Source organism: Streptomyces sp. WG7 (genome assembly GCF_049975785.1).
In the GTDB taxonomy this organism is placed as follows: domain Bacteria; phylum Actinomycetota; class Actinomycetes; order Streptomycetales; family Streptomycetaceae; genus Streptomyces.
In genome coordinates, this window is sequence record NZ_JBNGGE010000021.1 from 82,379 (window position 1) to 99,333 (window position 16,955).

The window sequence follows — 16,955 nt, forward strand, 5'->3', positions numbered from 1 at the left end:
GCCGCGCCGGCCTTCACCTGCCTTTCGTGCCGTACGGCGGGTGTACCGGTTACTTCGAGGACTTCAGGCCGAGGTTGACGAAGTCGTACATACCGCTGTAGCCGTCGGTCGTGTACACGTTCGCCAGTCGGTTGGAGCGCCAGTTGATGAACTTCTCGAAGACGAAGGGCAGGTAGTACGCGCCCTCCATCACCTTGTGGTTGATCTCCGTGGCGATCTTGGCCTTGCCCGCGTCGTCCAGCTCGGTCAGGTAGTCCGCGAACAGGCCGTCGATGGCCTTGTCCTTGATCATCGCGAAGTTGTTGTTCGCGCTGTCGAGGATGTAGTCGCTGTGCCACAGCGGCAGACCGTAGCCCTGCACGGACGGGAAGTCCGGGCCCCAGCCCATGATGATGATGCCGTAGCCCTTCTTCTGGACGTTGGCGGGGGCGCCGATGACGCTGGCGTACTGCGAACCGTCGTACTGGTCGATCTCGACGTCGATGCCGACCTTCTTCAGCGACGCCTGGAGCGACTCGGCGGTGGCCACCTCGACCGGCTTGTTGTTGCGGACCGCGATGGTGGTCTTGAAGCCGTTCGGCTGGCCGCAGGCCTTCAGCTCTTCCTTGGCCTTGGCGACGTTGCCCTTCTTGTTCTCACCGGCCATGCCGTACGGGTCGTACTTCTGGCCCTCGGAGCCCGGGACGGACGGCGGCAGCATGTTGGTGCCGATGTCGCCACCGGCGACCGGGCCGCCGCGCGCGGTCTGCAGCGAGACGTGGTCGGCCCCGTAGAGAACGGCCTTGCGGCAGTGGACGTTGTCGAACGGCTTCACGTTCTGCGGGAAGGACGCGTACCGGATGTAACCCGAGACCGGGTTGTCCAGGTTGCCCTTGTGCTCCTGCAGGGCGGTGGTGCGACCCTGCGGGGACAGACCGGTCTGGGCCAGGTCCAGGTCGTAGTCGCCGGCGATCAGGCGGGCGTCCAGGTCGTTGGCGTTGGAGAAGAACTTGATCGTGATCTTGTCCGGGTACGCCTTGCGGACCGGGTCCGACTCCTGCTTCCACTCGGTGTTGCGGACCAGGGTGAGGTCCTTGCCCGGGTTGTAGGACTCGAACTTGTACGGGCCCGAGGAGAACGGGCGCAGGCCGTACTTGGACTTGGTGTCCTTGTCCTGGCGGACCGGGGACGCCGAGGTCAGCGCCAGCATCTCCTCGAAGTCCGAGTTGGCCTGCGGCAGCTTGAAGACGATGGTCTTGTCGTCGGGGGTCTCGATCGCCTTCAGACCGAGCTTGTCCTTCGACGTGTCCTTGTAGGGACCGGGGTACTCACCCTTGGGGTCCAGGACGTCCTTCAGGTAGACCGGACCGCCGGACAGCACGTCCTGCGCCCAGACGCGCTCGATGCCGTACTTGACGTCCTTGGAGGTGATCGGCTTGCCGTCCTCCCAGGTGACACCGTCACGCAGGGTGTACGTGTAGGTCTTGCCGTCGTCCGAGACCTTGGCGAGCCCGGTGGCGAGGTCGGGGGTGACCTGCGCTCCGGCGGCGCCCGGCTCCGTCTTGTTCGTGACGAGCTGGCGGCTGTAGTAGCGGGAGAAGTTCCACATGAAGCCGTAGTAACCGCGCGTGGTGTCCCACGAGTCGGCGTCCTGCGTGCTCGCGAACTTCAGCGTGCCGCCCTTCTTGGCCTCGGAGGCCTGAAGGACCTTGTTGTTGGCCGCGTCGAACTGGGCCGCGCCGTTCTTCGAGCCGCCGCTGCTGTCGTCTCCGCCGCCGCCGCACGCCGCCGTGGTCAGCAGCGCGGCGACCACTGCGGCAGCGGCCAAAGCCTGCTTGCGCCGCCCTGAGGTGCGTTGGGTAGTCACGATCTCGGATCCTCCGGATTAGATGAGAGACCCCGTGCAGGTGCCACGGGTCGCTTGCCGGTACGGCAGGTCAGCGGGAGCCCTTCGGGTCCAGCGCGTCGCGCACGCCGTCGCCGAAGAGGTTGAAGGCAAGAACGGTGATGAAGATCGCCACACCGGGAACCACCATGTACATGGGATCCGACTTGTAGTAGTCGATCGCGCTCGAGAGCATCTGCCCCCAGGACGAGGTGGGCGGCTTGACGCCCACGCCCAGGAAGCTGAGCGCCGCCTCGGTGAGGATGTTGGTGGGGATCATCATCGTGGTGTAGACGATGATCGGCGCCACCAGGTTGGGCAGCAGTTCCTTGAACAGGATGTAGAACCGTCCGGCTCCCAGGGACCGGGCCGCCTCGACGTACTCGCGTTCACGCATCGAGAGTGTCTGGCCGCGGACCACGCGACCGATGTAGGGCCAGCCGAAGAAGCCGATGACCAGGATCATCATGAGCAGTCGCACGCCCGTGCCGCTCAGTCCCAGCATGTTGTCGGGCATGACGGAGACCAGCGCGATGATGAACAGCAGCTGCGGGAAGGCCAGCAGGCCGTCCATGATCCGGCTGATGAGGGCGTCGACCCAGCCGCCGAAGAAGCCGGCCAGGACACCCAGGACGGTGCCGATGACCACGGCGACCATCGCGGACAGGAAGCCGACGAGCAGCGAGATCCGGGCACCGTGGACGATGCGGGCGAAGACGTCGCGGCCGTTGACCGGTTCGACACCCAGCCAGTGCTCGCCGCTGATCCCGCCCAGGGACCCCGTGGGGGTGCCGAACAGGGGGTCGATCTTGTCCTCGTTGAAGGCGTTGGGCTCCTGCCCGTAGAGGGAGGTGATCAGGGGCGCGAGCACCGCGATCACGATGAGGGCGAGTACCACGACGCCGCCCGTCAGGGCCAGCTTGTCCCGTTTCAGGCGCTCCCAGGCGATCCGGCCCAGGGAACGTCCCTGTACCGCCTTGGCGTCGGCGCCGGCAACCGCCGCTTCCTCGGCAGCACTTGGGGCCGCTTCCGCGGTCGGCTCGTGCAATGGTGCCGTCATCTGGCAGGGACCCCTCTCAACCGGCGGTAGCCGGCCCGCACTTGCCGCTGTAGCGGCGTGATCAGTCCGTCGTACACAGGGGCGGGCAATCGCCCCTCGTTTCGGGAGTCTTCAACGCTTTGGCGATCTGTAGCCAGACTTGAAGGGGAATGGATGCGCAACCGTGATGCTGTTTGAGGTGTTCCGTTATCCGGACACTGGGTAACGGGGGCCGGACACGGACGAGTTGGGGCATCGAGGGCGAGACGGGACCTTACGCCCCCGTCTACGCGCGAAGATGTCCCCCGGTACCGGCGGGACCAGCCCCGCGACGGTCAGTACCGTCCTCCGGCCGGAGGGTATCCGTACCCGCCCGCCGGCGCCTGGGCGGGGGCGGCCGCATGGGCCTCGCGGTCGTAGAACGGGCGGGCGTGGGCACGCAGCCACATGGCGACCGGATCGTGGGCGTCGGTCATCGCCACCGTCGACACCGGCAGCCCGTCCGGCACCGCGCCGACGGACTGCTGCATCATTCCGCGCACCGCGTCGACGGCCGGCGGGGAGGTGTCGTACACGTCGAGACCGATGGCGAGGTACGGCGCGCCCAGCGCCGGCTGCACCCAGGCGCGGCGCAGCGCGCGGACCGCCGGGGTGCGGTGGGCGTTCTGCGCGAGCAGGGCGTAGAACTGGGGGACCTCGATGGCCGGTTCGGACAGGCGCAGGGGGCCCGCCGGCTGGCGGTCCAGGCCGGAGGCGATGCGGCGCAGGTCGAGCCACGGGATGCCGACACCGCCGCCGGGGGCGTGCGGATTGAGCCACAGGCCGTAGTGGTCCGGGTAGAGGGCGCGGGCCACCTCCAGGCCGTCGACCACTTCGTACGACCGGTTCCAGCCGCTGGCCGACAGCTCCTGGGCGGAGGTGACGCAGGGCGCGTAGCCGTAGCCGTCGACCTCCATGTTCCCGTACTGGGCGTCGGGGGAGCCGGCCTGGCCGTGCCAGAGCAGCATCCAGACCTGGCCGGATGTGGGGGTGGCGAGCGCGCGCAGCAGGGCCTCGTAGGCGTCGTAGCGCCCGGGCGTCACCTGGCGCAGCATGTGCTCGACCTGTCCGGTCGTGGTGCCGCTGGCGCTCACGCGTATCGCCCCTTCGAGAAGTTCCCCGGTTGTGGAAACCAGCTTAAGGCTCCGCCGGTCGGGGGGCTCCTATGAGCTCGGGGCGTGCGGTTGTCCGGCGTCTGCGGCGCCGTTGTGGCTTGTCGCGCCCACGCGGCGGAGCCGCACATGTCAGAGCCCCGCGCCCCTTACCGGCGTCGGCCTCACCGGCGTTCTACACGTCCCGGTCGTAGAACGGGCGGACGTTCGCCCGCATCCAGTCGCAGACCGGGTCCTGGGCCGCCTCCAGGAGGACCAGGTTGACCTGGTACTTCAGGGGAGCCCTGGTCAGGGCCCGGCCCAGGGCGTCCAGGGGGAGGGCGCGGGCGTCACCCTCCCAGTGGGTGAGTTCGACGCCGACGAACATGACGGGGTCGGCGGTCTCGACGGCGGCCATGCAGCGGCGGGCGGTGCGGACGACGCCGATCGCGGCGAACTCGGCGGAGGCGGCGGTGAGGAAGTCCACCGGGTCGTCCTGCCAGTCCGGCTCGAAGAGGCGGACCCGGCCGCCGGACGCGGGTCCGTCCAGCGGGGTGCGGCCGGCCCGGCACAGCTCGGCCACGGCGGGCGGCGGCAGCGGGATGCCGACCGCGCCGTCCGGGTTGACGGCGATGCCGACCTGCGGGGGCAGGCCGCGGGCGAACTCCGCGGCGGGGGCGACGGTGTACGCCATCTGCGCGCCGGCCACCTGGCGGAGCTGCTCCTCGGAGCTGAAGACCGGTACGTAGGCCTGGCCGTCGACCTCCAGGGAGGGCAGGTCGAGGGGGCCGCTGTGCGGGCCGCCGCCGTTCGGCAGGGGGATCCACAGGAAGCTGCGGCCGAGCACCTCCACGATCCGGCCGCCGGCGCCCGGCACTCCGAGGGAGGCGGACAACACCTCCTCCAGCTCGTTGCCGGGCCACCCGCCGTACGGGTGGTGCGCCTGTGCCGGGACGTCCATCTGCCTACCTACCGCCTGCCTGGTACCGCTGCTGTGACGGGAAAGGCTAACCCGTTAGGCCCCGCGGCCCTACGGTGCGTCACCCCGTGAAGGCGATACGGCGGAGCGTGTTGGCCGCCGCCCGGTCCAGGAGGACCGCCGAGGTGCAGCCGGCGGGCAGGGTGCCCTCGGTCACCGCGCGCAGCAGGCGGGTGTTGGCCGAGCGGTGCCGCAGGAACGCGTACCGCGACACGCCCCGGCCGCGCTCGCGCTGGCCGGCCAGGGCCTCGTCGGCCTCGACGTCGAGCAGCAGCAGGTGGAGTGTGCCGTCACGGCGGCGGGCCTCGCGGGCCAGCCAGCCGCGCACCCAGGCCTGGGTGCCGCAGTCGTGCACGACGACGCCCTCGCCGGAGCGCAGGGCCCTGCGCAGTCCGGCGTAGTGGGCGAGGCGGACGAGGGGGCGGTAGAGCCCGTACGGCACGAAGCGCGGCATGCGGCGGTCCCAGCGGTCCCGGGTGTCCTGGGAGTCGATGCGCGGTCCGCGCACGGTGCGCTCCATCAGCGTGGACTTCCCGCTGCCGGGCAGGCCGGTGATCACCACCAGGTCCCGGGGTCCGAAGAGCAGGGCGTGCGGGCTGCGGCCGTCCCGGTCCCGCAGATCGCGGACGACGGGTGCGGGCAGCTCGGCGCACGCCTGGGGTGCCGGGGCGACGGGCTGCTCGGGCAGCGCGAGACCGGAGGTGGTGGCGTACGCCGTGGTCCTGTTCACCGTGATCGTCCTCCCCTGGGGCGGTTCACGAGTTCCCATCCCCGTCGAGTGTAAAGAGAAGGTAATGCGCAGGTCTCGCGTTTTCGTGCGCTTACTGCCACAAGCCGGTTACAGATATCGGTCTGCCCACGGATCGGCGGGGCGTGCAATGATGGCGGCGCCAACTGCATACCGGCCGTTTGAATCCGCGCGGGAGAGTCCCCGGCCGCGCCGGGGCGCCGAAGGAGCAAGTCCCTCCCTTGAATCTCTCAGGCCCCGTTACCGCGCGGGCGAGGCACATCTGAAAAGCGGGCCGCCCCTCGACGGGCTGCCCCACCCAAGGTGCAAGTCCCGGCCACCGCGCTCCGGTGGCCGTGACGAACCTCTCAGGTTCCGATGACAGATGGGGAGGATCGACCTCGCCACGTCCTGTCCTGGGAGACGAACGACCGATGAGCAGTACCGAACTCCGCCGTACCGCGCTCGATGCCACGCATCGCGCGCTGGGCGCGACGATGACCGACTTCGCCGGCTGGGACATGCCCCTGCGCTACGGCTCCGAGCGGGACGAGCACGTCGCGGTGCGCACCCGGGCCGGGCTCTTCGACCTCTCCCACATGGGTGAGATCACGGTCACCGGGCCCCGGGCCGCCGACCTGCTGGACTACGCGCTGGTCGGCAACATCGGCAGCGTGAAGCCGGGCCGCGCCCGCTACACCATGATCTGCCGCGAGGACGGCGGCATCCTGGACGACCTGATCGTCTACCGCCTGGGCGAGACGGAGTACATGGTCGTCGCCAACGCGTCCAACGCCCAGGTGGTGCTGGACGCGCTGACCGGGCGCTCGGCCGGCTTCGACGCCGAGGTGCGCGACGACCGCGACGCCTACGCGCTGCTCGCCGTGCAGGGCCCCGAGTCCCCGGCGATCCTCGCGTCGCTGACCGACGCCGACCTGGACGGCCTGAAGTACTACGCCGGTCTGCCCGGCACCGTGGCCGGCGTCCCGGCACTCATCGCGCGCACCGGCTACACCGGCGAGGACGGCTTCGAGCTGTTCGTGAAGCCGGAGCACGCCGTCGAGCTGTGGCAGGCGCTGACGCGGGCGGGCGAGGGCGCCGGCCTGGTCCCGTGCGGACTGTCCTGCCGGGACACGCTCCGCCTGGAGGCGGGCATGCCGCTGTACGGGCACGAGCTGTCGACCGCGCTGACGCCCTTCGACGCCGGGCTCGGCCGGGTGGTGAAGTTCGAGAAGGAGGGCGACTTCGTCGGGCGCGCCGCGCTGACCGAGGCCGCCTCCCGGGCCGAGCAGAACCCGCCCCGCGTCCTGGTCGGCCTGGTCGCCGAGGGCCGCCGGGTGCCGCGCGCCGGGTACCAGGTCGTCGCCGGCGGCGAGGTCGTCGGCGAGGTCACCTCCGGGGCGCCGTCCCCGACGCTGGGCAAGCCGATCGCCATGGCGTACGTCGACCCCGCGCACGCGGCACCCGGCACCGCGGGTGTGGGCGTGGACATCCGGGGCAGCCACGAGCCGTACGAGGTCGTGACGCTGCCGTTCTACAAGCGGCAGAAGTAGACACCGGGCGGACGGCGGCGCCCTCGTCGCCCCGCGCGTGTCCTCGCTGCTCACCAGCGGTTTCAGCAGCCCCTTCACCAGCAGTCCCCCGTCACCAGCACTCCCTCGCGTACAGGAGAATTCAGGCCATGAGCAACCCCCAGCAGCTGCGCTACAGCAAGGAGCACGAGTGGCTGTCGGGCGCCGAGGACGGCGCCTCGACGGTCGGCATCACGGAGCACGCGGCCAACGCGCTCGGTGACGTCGTCTTCGTCCAGCTCCCCGAGGTCGGCGACTCGGTGTCCGCGGGCGAGACCTGCGGCGAACTGGAGTCGACCAAGTCGGTCTCCGACCTCTACTCCCCCGTCTCCGGCGAGGTCACCGAGGTCAACGAGGACGTCGTCAACGACCCGTCGCTGGTGAACAGCGCGCCCTTCGAGGGCGGCTGGCTGTTCAAGGTGCGGATCACGGACGAGCCGGCCGACCTGCTCTCCGCCGACGAGTACACCGCCTTCACCGCCGGCTGAGGAGTCACGGACCGCATGTCGCTTCTGAACACCCCCCTGCACGAGCTCGACCCCGACGTCGCCGCCGCCGTCGACGCCGAGCTGGACCGCCAGCAGTCCACCCTCGAGATGATCGCCTCGGAGAACTTCGCCCCGGTCGCGGTCATGGAGGCCCAGGGCTCGGTCCTCACCAACAAGTACGCCGAGGGCTACCCCGGCCGCCGCTACTACGGCGGCTGCGAGCACGTCGACGTGGTCGAGCAGATCGCCATCGACCGGGTCAAGGCGCTCTTCGGCGCCGAGCACGCCAACGTCCAGCCGCACTCGGGCGCCCAGGCCAACGCGGCCGCGATGTTCGCGCTGCTCAAGCCCGGCGACACGATCATGGGTCTGAACCTCGCCCACGGCGGGCACCTGACCCACGGCATGAAGATCAACTTCTCCGGCAAGCTCTACAACGTCGTCCCGTACCACGTCGGCGACGACGGCCAGGTCGACATGGCCGAGGTGGAGCGCCTCGCCAAGGAGACCCGGCCGAAGCTGATCGTGGCCGGCTGGTCGGCCTACCCGCGTCAGCTGGACTTCGCCGCGTTCCGCAAGGTCGCGGACGAGGTCGGCGCGTACCTGATGGTCGACATGGCGCACTTCGCCGGTCTGGTCGCGGCGGGCCTGCACCCGAACCCGGTGCCGCACGCCCACGTCGTCACCACCACCACCCACAAGACGCTGGGCGGCCCGCGCGGCGGTGTGATCCTCTCCACGGCCGAGCTGGCCAAGAAGATCAACTCCGCCGTCTTCCCCGGTCAGCAGGGTGGCCCGCTGGAGCACGTGGTGGCCGCCAAGGCCGTCGCCTTCAAGGTCGCCGCGAGCGAGGACTTCAAGGAGCGCCAGCGTCGTACGCTGGAAGGCGCCCGCATCCTGGCCGAGCGCCTGGTGAAGGACGACGCGAAGGCGGCGGGCGTCTCGGTGCTGACCGGCGGCACGGACGTCCACCTGGTCCTGGTCGACCTGCGCGACTCCGAGCTGGACGGACAGCAGGCCGAGGACCGCCTCCACGAGGTCGGCATCACGGTCAACCGCAACGCCGTCCCGAACGACCCGCGTCCGCCGATGGTGACCTCCGGTCTGCGCATCGGTACGCCGGCCCTGGCGACCCGCGGCTTCACGGCCGAGGACTTCGCCGAGGTCGCGGACGTGATCGCCGAGGCGCTGAAGCCGTCCTACGACGCCGAGGCCCTCAAGGCACGGGTGAAGACCCTGGCCGACAAGCACCCGCTGTACCCGGGTCTGGACAAGTAGCACCCCACGTGTTCAGGTGCGCCGTGCCCGCCACAAGCGGGCACGGCGCGTCCCACCCCGACCAAGCACCACCCTCTGCACCACCCCCGTTCTGAGGAGTCCCCGTGGCCATCTCGGTCTTCGACCTGTTCTCGATCGGCATCGGCCCGTCGAGCTCCCACACGGTCGGCCCGATGCGCGCGGCCCGCATGTTCGCCCGCCGCCTGCGCAACGAGGAGCTGCTGGATTCCGTCGCAGCCGTCCGCGCCGAGCTGTACGGCTCGCTGGGCGCCACCGGCCACGGCCACGGCACGCCCAAGGCGGTGCTGCTCGGCCTGGAGGGCGACTCACCGCGCACGGTGGACGTGGAGACGGCGGACGAACGCGTCGAGACGATCAAAGCCTCGGGCCGCCTCCGCCTCCTCGGCGAGCGCGAGATCGCCTTCGCCTACGACGACGACATGGTGCTGCACCGCCGCAAGGCCCTCCCGTACCACGCCAACGGCATGACGCTGTGGGCGTACGACGCGGCCGGCGCGGAAGTGCTCTCGAAGACGTACTACTCGGTCGGCGGCGGCTTCGTCGTCGACGAGGAGGCGGTGGGCGCGGACCGCATCGTGCTCGACGACACGGTGCTGAAGTACCCCTTCCGCACCGGCGACGAGCTGCTGCGCCTGGCCCGGGAGACGGGCCTGTCCATCTCCGCCCTGATGCTGGAGAACGAGCGGGCCTGGCGCGACGAGGACGAGATCCGCGAGGGCCTGCTGGAGATCTGGCGCGTCATGCGGGCGTGCGTGGACCGGGGCATGTCCCGCGAGGGCATCCTGCCGGGCGGCCTCAAGGTCCGCCGCCGCGCCGCGAACACCGCGCGCAAGCTGCGCTCGGAGGGCGACCCGCTGGCCCTGTCGATGGAGTGGATCACCCTCTACGCGATGGCCGTGAACGAGGAGAACGCGGCCGGCGGCCGGGTCGTCACGGCCCCGACGAACGGCGCGGCGGGCATCATCCCGGCGGTCCTGCACTACTACATGAACTTCGTCCCGGGCGCCGACGAGGACGGCGTGGTCCGCTTCCTCCTGGCCGCGGGCGCCATCGGCATGCTCTTCAAGGAGAACGCCTCCATCTCCGGCGCCGAGGTCGGCTGCCAGGGCGAGGTCGGCTCCGCCTGCTCCATGGCGGCCGGCGCGCTCGCCGAGGTGCTGGGCGGCACGCCGGAGCAGGTGGAGAACGCCGCCGAGATCGGCATGGAGCACAACCTCGGCCTGACCTGCGACCCGGTCGGCGGCCTGGTCCAGATCCCGTGCATCGAGCGCAACGGCATGGCCGCCGTCAAGGCGGTCACGGCGGCCCGGATGGCGATGCGCGGCGACGGCTCCCACAAGGTGTCCCTCGACAAGGTCATCAAGACCATGAAGGAGACCGGCGCGGACATGTCGGTCAAGTACAAGGAGACGGCCCGGGGCGGGCTCGCGGTCAACATCATCGAGTGCTGAGGGGGCGGGCTTCGACCAGCACGGAGGCACACCGGGCGGCCGGTCCCGACCACCTCGCACGGCAACCGGAGCCACTGCCGGACGGGGAGCGGAGCCACTGCCGGACGGGGAACGGCCGGAGCTGGAAGCCGGCCCTGGCGGAGGCCGGTCCCAGCCTCGCGGCGGCGGCCACGTGATCGCCGCGTCGGCGTGTCAGCCGTTCCCGGGGCTGTCCCCGAGGGGTTCGGGCAGGGTGAGGGCCGAGTGGGCGGGCTGTCCCTTCCCGGAGGGGATGGTGCTGAGTTCGCGGAGCCTGTTGTTGCGTCGCTCCAGGTCCTGGGGGGTGGTCGGGAAGAGGGTGGCACCGCCCGTGCCGACCAGTGCCTGGTTCATGGTGACGAACTCGCGGGTGCCGTGTTCGTAGGCGGCGAAGCCCGCGGCGTGGTCCCGGCGGGCCAGGGAGGCGGCGAGCATGTAGGCGCCGACGAGCGCGAGGCTGGTGCCCTGGCCGGTGAGGAACGAGGGCGCCCACGCGGCGTCGCCCACCAGCGCGACCCTGCCGTTGGACCAGCGGGGCATACGGATCTGGCCGACCGCGTCGAAGAACAGGTCGTCCGCGTCGCGCAGGGCGGCGATCATGCCCGGGACCTCCCATCCCGCGTCGGCGAAGACCGAGGCGACCAGCTCCCGTTGGGCCTCCGGGTCGCGGAGCGCGTCCCGTGGCGGTTGTGGGCGGGCGAAGTTCAGGAAGGCGTGCACTTCGTCGTCGTCCCCCACCGCGTAGAGCGCCGCGGCCCTGCCCGGGCTGTTCCACATCACGGTCTCGTGCGAGAGCCCGAGGGTGTTGGGCATCGTGAACACGGCGAAGCAGTGGCCGAGGTAGTGGTGGAACCGCTCTTCGGGGCCGAACAGCATCTCCCGGGTACGTGAGTGCGTACCGTCCGCGGCGCACACCACGTCGAACGTGCGCCGGCCGCCCCCGCGGAAGGTGACGTCGACCCCGTGGCCCGACTGGTCGAGGGTGTCGACGGAGTCGTCGTACAGGAACTCCACGTCGTCACGGACCGCCGTGTGGAGCGCGTCGGACAGGTCCCCGCGCCGCACCTCCAGGTCCCGTCCCGCGGCACCGCCGGTGACGGTGTGCGGGTGGAGCGAGGCCACCTCGCCGCCGTCGCCCTCGAGGAAGGTCAGCCGGCGCAGGTCGATGTGCGCGTCCCGCAGTCGCGGCAGGATCCCCATCCTCGCCACGACGTCCAGCGCGGTGCCGCGCACGTCGACGGGGTAGCCACCGCCACGGAGTGCGGGCGCCTTCTCGACCACCGTGACCGCGTATCCGTAGCGGTTCAGCCAGAACGCCAGGGCGGGCCCCGCGATGCCGGCCCCCGAGATCAGGGCCGTGCGCCTCGGCGTGGTGAGGGTGTCCGTCGGCCGATCGGTGCGGGTCATTCCTTGACTCCTTTGCTCATGGTGCGGGTGACAAGCAGGGCCGGCACCGTGACGGCGCAGGCGATGACGAAGCCGGTGACGTAGGCCGATTCGGCCGCGACATCCGACCCGGAAGGGGTGGCGGCGGTGAGGAGCGCGCCACCGAGCTGCCCGCCCACGGCGTAGCCGACCACGCGACTCACCAGGACCAGGCTGGTGGCGATGCCGGTGTCACTCCGGTCGACGGCTGTGGCGGTGCTGGTCATCATCGCCGTGACGCACAGACCGTTGGCCAGCGCGATCAGCGCCTTGCCGACGACGAGGTGCCAGACCTCGGTGTGCACGGCTGCCAGGGCGGCCAGGGAGACGGCCATCATGACGACTCCGGCGGTGACCACGGCACGCGAGCCGAAACGCCGGTCCCCGATCCCGCCGAGCGGCCCGGCCAGCGACGCGGCGATGGCGCCGGGCAGCAGGAAGAAGCCGATCTGGGTGGCACTGGCCCCGAATCCGTATCCGTCGCCGGTCTCGTCGAACAGCTGCGGAACGAGATAGACCCCCATCGAGGTGCCGAGGCAGATCACGAACGTCAGCGCACACGCTTTCCATATCGCGGGCCGTGCCAGCATGCGCAGATCGATCATCGGGGAGGCCGCACGCCGTTCGACGGCCACCCATCCGGTGACGAAGGCGGCCAGAGCCACGATGAGGGCGCCGAGCACGAGGGGCTGCGAGACGAGGTCGGGCGCCAGCGCGAGGACGAGCATGAGCGTGACCAGCGTCCCGCTCAGGAGGAGCAGGCCGGGCCAGTCGGTCCCAACGTCGTCCGGCCGGCCCGGCGGATCAGACGGCATCAGCCGGTTCACCAGCAGGGTGGCCCCGATGACCGCGAGCGTCGGAAGCGCGAACATCCAGTGCCGGGAGAGCGCTTCCGCCACGGGCCCGGCCGACAGCGTTCCCGCCATCCCGCCCCCGACGAACAGTCCGCTGACCACCCCGATGGCCACCTTCGACTCTCCCGCGGGGAGGTGTTTGCGCACCACGATGAACGACAGGGGCAGCGCGCCCACCATCGCCCCCTGCAGTACCTGGCCGAGCAGCAGCACGGGCAGGTTCGGCGCCAGAGCGGACACCAGGCCACCGGCACAGACCACCGCCATCAGCCGGATCAGGATCCGTTTCCCGCCGTAGCGGTCGCCGAACCTGCCGGCCAGCGGTGTGATGAGCGCGCCGGTGATGAGGAGCACGATGCTGAGCAGCGCCCCTTCGGAGGGGCTCATGTCCAGCTCGCGTTGCAGGAGCGGAAGCGTCGGTGTCACCACCGACTCCAGGGCACCGGTGGCGAGTGCCAGTGTGCCGAGAGCCGCGACGGCCGCCTTCCCGATGCGGACCGGGGGAGCCATGATTCCGGTCATGAACGTCCTTTCCTTCGTTGCCGGGCGGGTGAAGGGGCGGGCGGCAGGCGTGGCGCTGCCGCCTCGCGGGCCGCGCCGGAGGCCGGCCGGGGCCGTCGCGGGGCCGTGCGCTCGCCGCTCTGCGGCCCGCCGCCCGAGAGGTCGTACCGGGGCGGGAGCCGGCCTGAGGCCGGCCGCCGCGCCGTACGAACGTGCTACGACCAGCGGCGCAGCGCCGCTCGCGCCGGCAGCGTGACCGCGAGCAGTGCCAGGCCGACGCCGGCGGCCGCGAAGGACCCGTACACCAACGGAGGCACGTACGGCCCCTCGCCGGTCATGCCGCGCATCATCGGGACGAGCGTGGCCGCGGCGATCGCGGAGCCGAGGACCACGCCCACCGAGGAGACCAGCAGGCCCTCCCAGCCGAGCATCGTCAGCACCTGGCGCCGGGTGGAGCCGACCAGGCGCAGTGTGCCCAGCTCGCGGCGGCGGTCGAGGACCGTCATCACCAGGGTGTTGGCGGCGGCGATGGCGGCGAAGCCGCCGAGGACCGCGGCCATGGTGTTGTTCATCCAGGCACCCAGCCTGGCGTCGAGGTTCTGCTCGGTGGCGTAGCCGGAGGCGTCGGTGACCTCGCCCAGGGCGCTGAGTGACTTCTCCGAGCCGCCCCTCACCAGCAGTGTGCTGTCGAAGCCCGAGGTGACGTGCCCGGCGAGGGACGCCCGGTCCATGGTCACCGTGGCCAGGCCGAGGCCTCGGCCGTAGACGGCGACGATCTCGGGGACGGCCTCGGTGCCGTCGGGGAGGTAGAGCGGGAGCCGGTCGCCGACGCCGGCGTCCGCCGAGTCCGCGAGGGTCTTGTCGATGGCGATCCGGCCCTTGCCGAGCCGGTCGAGACTGCCTTCGCGTACGTCCAGGTCCTGCACCTTCGCGAGCTCGGCGCCGGAGCCGGTGACGCCCTGGGTCGCCGCGCCCTGGAGTGACTTGAACTCGCCGGAGCCGGTCGGCACCAGCACCCGCGTGTTCAGCAGTCCGACGGCCGCGTCCACACCCGGTGCGCGGGCGGCCTGTGCGGCCGCGTCCACCGGGAGCCCGGCCGGGTGCGTGACCACGTGGTCCGCGGTGATGCCCGCGCGCAGCTGCTTGTCGGCGGCGTGGGTCTCGCTGGTGTGCATGAACACGAGGGTCGAGGCGAAGGCCATGGCGAGGACGATCGGAGTGATCGCGGAGGCGAGGCGGCGGGCGTTGGTACGGGAGTTGGCGGCCGCGAGCTGGGCGGCCGGGCCCGCGCCCCGCAGGGGGAGGCCGAACAGGCCCGCGCACAGCCGCGCCACCAGCGGGCCGAGCAGCGCGACGGCCAGCATGAAGAGCATGACGACGCCGAGGGCGGCGCCGGCCGCGTCACCTCCCGTGGAGGCCGCGGAGACACCGGTGAGGACTCCACCGCCGACGAGGGCGCCCACGCCCAGCACCGTACGGACCAGGCCGGGCCGCAGCCGCTCCACCGACGCCTCGGCGAGCGCCTGTCCCGGCTTGATCTTCGCGGGCCGGCGTCCGGCCGCCCAGCCCGCGGCGAGGGCGGTGAGCAGTCCCATGGTGACGGCGGCGAGGAGGGGGAACCCGGAGACGTGCAGGTCCACGGCGCGCGGGATCGCACCGCGGTCCTGCAGCTGCCCGAACCACCAGTGCGCGAGCCCGATGCCGGGCAGGCAGCCGATGATCCCGGCGAGCGGCGCGACGAGCAGTGCTTCGGAGGCGACCGCGCGCCGGACCTGCCGCGGGGTGGCGCCGACTGCGCGCAGCAGCGCGAATTCGCGGGCCCGCTGGGACACGGACAGGGTCACGGTCCCGGCCGCGGTGAGGATCGCGACGATGGTGGCGATGCCGCCGAAGGAGCCGCCGATCCCGAAGAGTGTGACCTTGGCGTAGCCGAGGCCCGGGTCCTCGACGGCACCGCGGTCGTCGCCGGTGTGCACCTGGGCTCCGGAGCCGGCCAGGGCCTTCTTCACGGAGTCGGCGAGGGCGTCGGCATCGGTGCCGTGCTCGGCCAGCACGGCGATGGCGTCGGCCTTGCCGGGGTGGCCGGCGAGCGTGGGGGCCTGGGCGTCGGCGAACCAGGCCAGGGCGCCGGCGGCGCCGGTGTTCCGGGCGGTGTCCTCGGATCCGGCCCTGGCGACGCCGGCCACGCGGAAGTCCTGCCGCCCGGCGGCGGTCCGCAGCACCACGGTGTCACCGACGGCGGCCTTCGCGGCGCGGGCCGTGGCCGCGTCGAGCACGACTTCGCCCCGGTGGGGCGCGGAGCCGGCGGTCAGCGCGGTACCGGTGAAGACGTGCGAGCCCCAGCCGTGCGCGGTGAGCACACCGCCCGGAACGGGCAGTTCGCGTGCGCCGGGGCCCACGCCTTCGTCCGCCGCGCGCACCGGGAAGGTGAAGTCCGGGACGGCGGTGGCCGCGCCCGGCGCCTCGGCGGCCTTCGCCACCAGGCCGGCGTCCACGCGTGCGGTGTCCGGCAGCGGGACCGCCTCCTTCTCGCGGTCCTCCCCGCTGCCCGTGACGACGTACTCGTACTGGTCCGCCGCCGCGACGACCGGCGTCTTCGCGTACCGCTCCGGCGGCACCGACGCGCGCAGGCCGGTCTCGAGCAGGATTCCGCAGGTCGAGACGATCAGCGCGGACATCAGCAGCGCCAGGAAGGTCCCCGCGAAGGACGCGGGCCTGAAGCGGACGGCCTCACGGGCGAGTCCGTTGGGGAGCCTCATGCCGCCGCACCCGCCATCGCGCCCGTACGGGAGGTGAGCACGGCCATCCGTGCCGCGATCTGCTCCGCCGAACCATGCTCCAGGCCGTCGGCGAAGGCGCCGTCGGCGAGGAACAGCACGCGGTCGGCCCAGGCGGCCGCGGCCGGGTCGTGGGTGACCATGACGACGGTGGCGCCGAGGGCGTCCACCGCGTGCCGGAGCAGGCCGAGGACCTCGGCGGCGGTGCCGGTGTCGAGGGCGCCGGTGGGCTCGTCGGCGAAGATCACGTCCGGGCTGGTGACCAGGGCGCGGGCGACGGCCACGCGCTGCTGCTGGCCGCCGGAGAGCTCGCCGGGCCGGCGCCGGGCCTTGTCGGCGAGCCCGACCCGCGCGAGCACCGCGGCCGCCCGGCCGCGGTCCTGGCGCTGCCCGGCGAGGCGCACGGGCAGCAGGACGTTCTGCTCCACGGTCAGCGACGGCAGCAGGTTGAACGCCTGGAAGACGAAGCCGAGGCGGCTGCGGCGGAGCTCGGTGAGCTCCGTCTCGTTCATACCGGTGATCTCCGTACCGCCGAGGCGCACGGATCCCGCCGACGGCCGGTCGAGCCCGGCGGCGCACTGCAGGAAGGTGGACTTGCCGGACCCGGACGGGCCCATGACCGCGGTGAACGTGCCGCGCGGGAGGGCGAGGTCGACGCCCGCGAGGGCGTGCACGGCGCGCGCGCCGCGGCCGTACTGCCGCCGGACACCGCGCAGTTCGACGGCGAGACCGGGTGTGCCCGGTGTGGTGGCCGGGGCCTCCGGTCGGTCGTCCGCCTTCTGACGCTTGCGGCTGCGTAGCCTCATGTTCCGCCCTCTCGCGATGTTCTCGT

At 71.7% G+C, this 16,955-nt stretch carries 13 protein-coding genes and 2 riboswitches; of the genes, 4 read left to right on the plus strand and 9 right to left on the minus strand.

Features of this window, described 5'->3' with window-relative positions; all coding sequences use genetic code 11:
- Positions 1 to 49 precede the first annotated feature (49 nt).
- From ACP4J0_RS21480 to ACP4J0_RS21500, 5 genes are all read right to left on the minus strand, one after another.
- A complete protein-coding gene (locus ACP4J0_RS21480) occupies positions 50 to 1,846 on the minus strand; it encodes an ABC transporter substrate-binding protein (protein ID WP_426600279.1) in 1,797 nt (598 codons plus the stop codon).
- Between the two features lie 70 nt (positions 1,847 to 1,916).
- The gene (locus ACP4J0_RS21485) at positions 1,917 to 2,924 is read right to left on the minus strand and encodes an ABC transporter permease (protein WP_426524798.1); all 1,008 of its coding nucleotides are present in this window, start codon (positions 2,922 to 2,924) and stop codon (positions 1,917 to 1,919) included.
- Between the two features lie 314 nt (positions 2,925 to 3,238).
- On the minus strand, positions 3,239 to 4,036 hold the full coding sequence (locus ACP4J0_RS21490; protein ID WP_426600280.1) for an enhanced serine sensitivity protein SseB C-terminal domain-containing protein: 798 nt from the start codon (positions 4,034 to 4,036) through the stop codon (positions 3,239 to 3,241).
- A 193-nt stretch (positions 4,037 to 4,229) separates the two neighbouring features.
- Entirely contained in the window at positions 4,230 to 4,994 is a 765-nt protein-coding gene (locus ACP4J0_RS21495) for an enhanced serine sensitivity protein SseB (RefSeq protein WP_426600281.1), read from the minus strand.
- A 79-nt stretch (positions 4,995 to 5,073) separates the two neighbouring features.
- Complete coding sequence (locus tag ACP4J0_RS21500) at positions 5,074 to 5,742, minus strand: AAA family ATPase (protein ID WP_426600282.1); 669 nt, start codon at positions 5,740 to 5,742, stop codon at positions 5,074 to 5,076.
- A 180-nt stretch (positions 5,743 to 5,922) separates the two neighbouring features.
- Positions 5,923 to 6,016, plus strand: a riboswitch (glycine riboswitch).
- A riboswitch (glycine riboswitch) is annotated at positions 6,017 to 6,134 on the plus strand.
- Between the two features lie 39 nt (positions 6,135 to 6,173).
- Between ACP4J0_RS21500 and gcvT the strand changes: the two genes are divergently transcribed.
- From gcvT to ACP4J0_RS21520, 4 genes are all read left to right on the plus strand, one after another.
- On the plus strand, positions 6,174 to 7,292 hold the full coding sequence (gene gcvT / locus ACP4J0_RS21505; protein ID WP_426600283.1) for a glycine cleavage system aminomethyltransferase GcvT: 1,119 nt from the start codon (positions 6,174 to 6,176) through the stop codon (positions 7,290 to 7,292).
- A gap of 128 nt (positions 7,293 to 7,420) precedes the next feature.
- The gene (gene gcvH, locus ACP4J0_RS21510; RefSeq protein ID WP_053137363.1) at positions 7,421 to 7,798 is read left to right on the plus strand and encodes a glycine cleavage system protein GcvH; all 378 of its coding nucleotides are present in this window, start codon (positions 7,421 to 7,423) and stop codon (positions 7,796 to 7,798) included.
- Between the two features lie 15 nt (positions 7,799 to 7,813).
- The gene (glyA, locus tag ACP4J0_RS21515) at positions 7,814 to 9,076 is read left to right on the plus strand and encodes a serine hydroxymethyltransferase (protein ID WP_426600284.1); all 1,263 of its coding nucleotides are present in this window, start codon (positions 7,814 to 7,816) and stop codon (positions 9,074 to 9,076) included.
- 104 nt (positions 9,077 to 9,180) lie between these two features.
- On the plus strand, positions 9,181 to 10,548 hold the full coding sequence (locus ACP4J0_RS21520; RefSeq protein ID WP_426600285.1) for an L-serine ammonia-lyase: 1,368 nt from the start codon (positions 9,181 to 9,183) through the stop codon (positions 10,546 to 10,548).
- Between the two features lie 192 nt (positions 10,549 to 10,740).
- On the opposite strand, the gene ACP4J0_RS21525 is transcribed toward ACP4J0_RS21520, so the two are convergent.
- The 4 genes from ACP4J0_RS21525 to ACP4J0_RS21540 all read right to left on the minus strand — a co-directional run bounded on the left by ACP4J0_RS21525 (position 10,741) and on the right by ACP4J0_RS21540 (position 16,929).
- Positions 10,741 to 11,973, minus strand: a complete 1,233-nt coding sequence (locus ACP4J0_RS21525) for an FAD-dependent monooxygenase (protein WP_426600286.1) — start codon at positions 11,971 to 11,973, stop codon at positions 10,741 to 10,743.
- On the minus strand, positions 11,970 to 13,367 hold the full coding sequence (locus tag ACP4J0_RS21530; RefSeq protein WP_426600287.1) for an MFS transporter: 1,398 nt from the start codon (positions 13,365 to 13,367) through the stop codon (positions 11,970 to 11,972). The genes ACP4J0_RS21525 and ACP4J0_RS21530 overlap by 4 nt, the downstream gene beginning before the upstream one ends.
- A 194-nt stretch (positions 13,368 to 13,561) precedes the next feature.
- A complete protein-coding gene (locus tag ACP4J0_RS21535; protein WP_426600288.1) occupies positions 13,562 to 16,105 on the minus strand; it encodes an ABC transporter permease in 2,544 nt (847 codons plus the stop codon).
- Positions 16,102 to 16,929 (minus strand): ABC transporter ATP-binding protein, encoded by an 828-nt coding sequence (locus ACP4J0_RS21540; RefSeq protein ID WP_426600289.1) that lies wholly within the window; start codon positions 16,927 to 16,929, stop codon positions 16,102 to 16,104. Before ACP4J0_RS21540 ends, ACP4J0_RS21535 begins: the two co-directional genes overlap by 4 nt.
- Positions 16,930 to 16,955: the final 26 nt, after the last annotated feature.

What these genes read in the sequence shown, in the direction of transcription:
- ACP4J0_RS21495 (WP_426600281.1), bottom strand. Translation starts at nt 4,994, where the DNA reads ATGGACGTCCCGGCACAGGCGCACCACCCGTACGGCGGGTGGCCCGGC.
- ACP4J0_RS21485 (WP_426524798.1), bottom strand. Translation starts at nt 2,924, where the DNA reads ATGACGGCACCATTGCACGAGCCGACCGCGGAAGCGGCCCCAAGTGCT.
- ACP4J0_RS21540 (WP_426600289.1), bottom strand. Translation starts at nt 16,929, where the DNA reads ATGAGGCTACGCAGCCGCAAGCGTCAGAAGGCGGACGACCGACCGGAG.
- gcvT (WP_426600283.1), top strand. Translation starts at nt 6,174, where the DNA reads ATGAGCAGTACCGAACTCCGCCGTACCGCGCTCGATGCCACGCATCGC.
- glyA (WP_426600284.1), top strand. Translation starts at nt 7,814, where the DNA reads ATGTCGCTTCTGAACACCCCCCTGCACGAGCTCGACCCCGACGTCGCC.
- ACP4J0_RS21525 (WP_426600286.1), bottom strand. Translation starts at nt 11,973, where the DNA reads ATGACCCGCACCGATCGGCCGACGGACACCCTCACCACGCCGAGGCGC.
- ACP4J0_RS21535 (WP_426600288.1), bottom strand. Translation starts at nt 16,105, where the DNA reads ATGAGGCTCCCCAACGGACTCGCCCGTGAGGCCGTCCGCTTCAGGCCC.
- gcvH (WP_053137363.1), top strand. Translation starts at nt 7,421, where the DNA reads ATGAGCAACCCCCAGCAGCTGCGCTACAGCAAGGAGCACGAGTGGCTG.
- ACP4J0_RS21530 (WP_426600287.1), bottom strand. Translation starts at nt 13,367, where the DNA reads ATGACCGGAATCATGGCTCCCCCGGTCCGCATCGGGAAGGCGGCCGTC.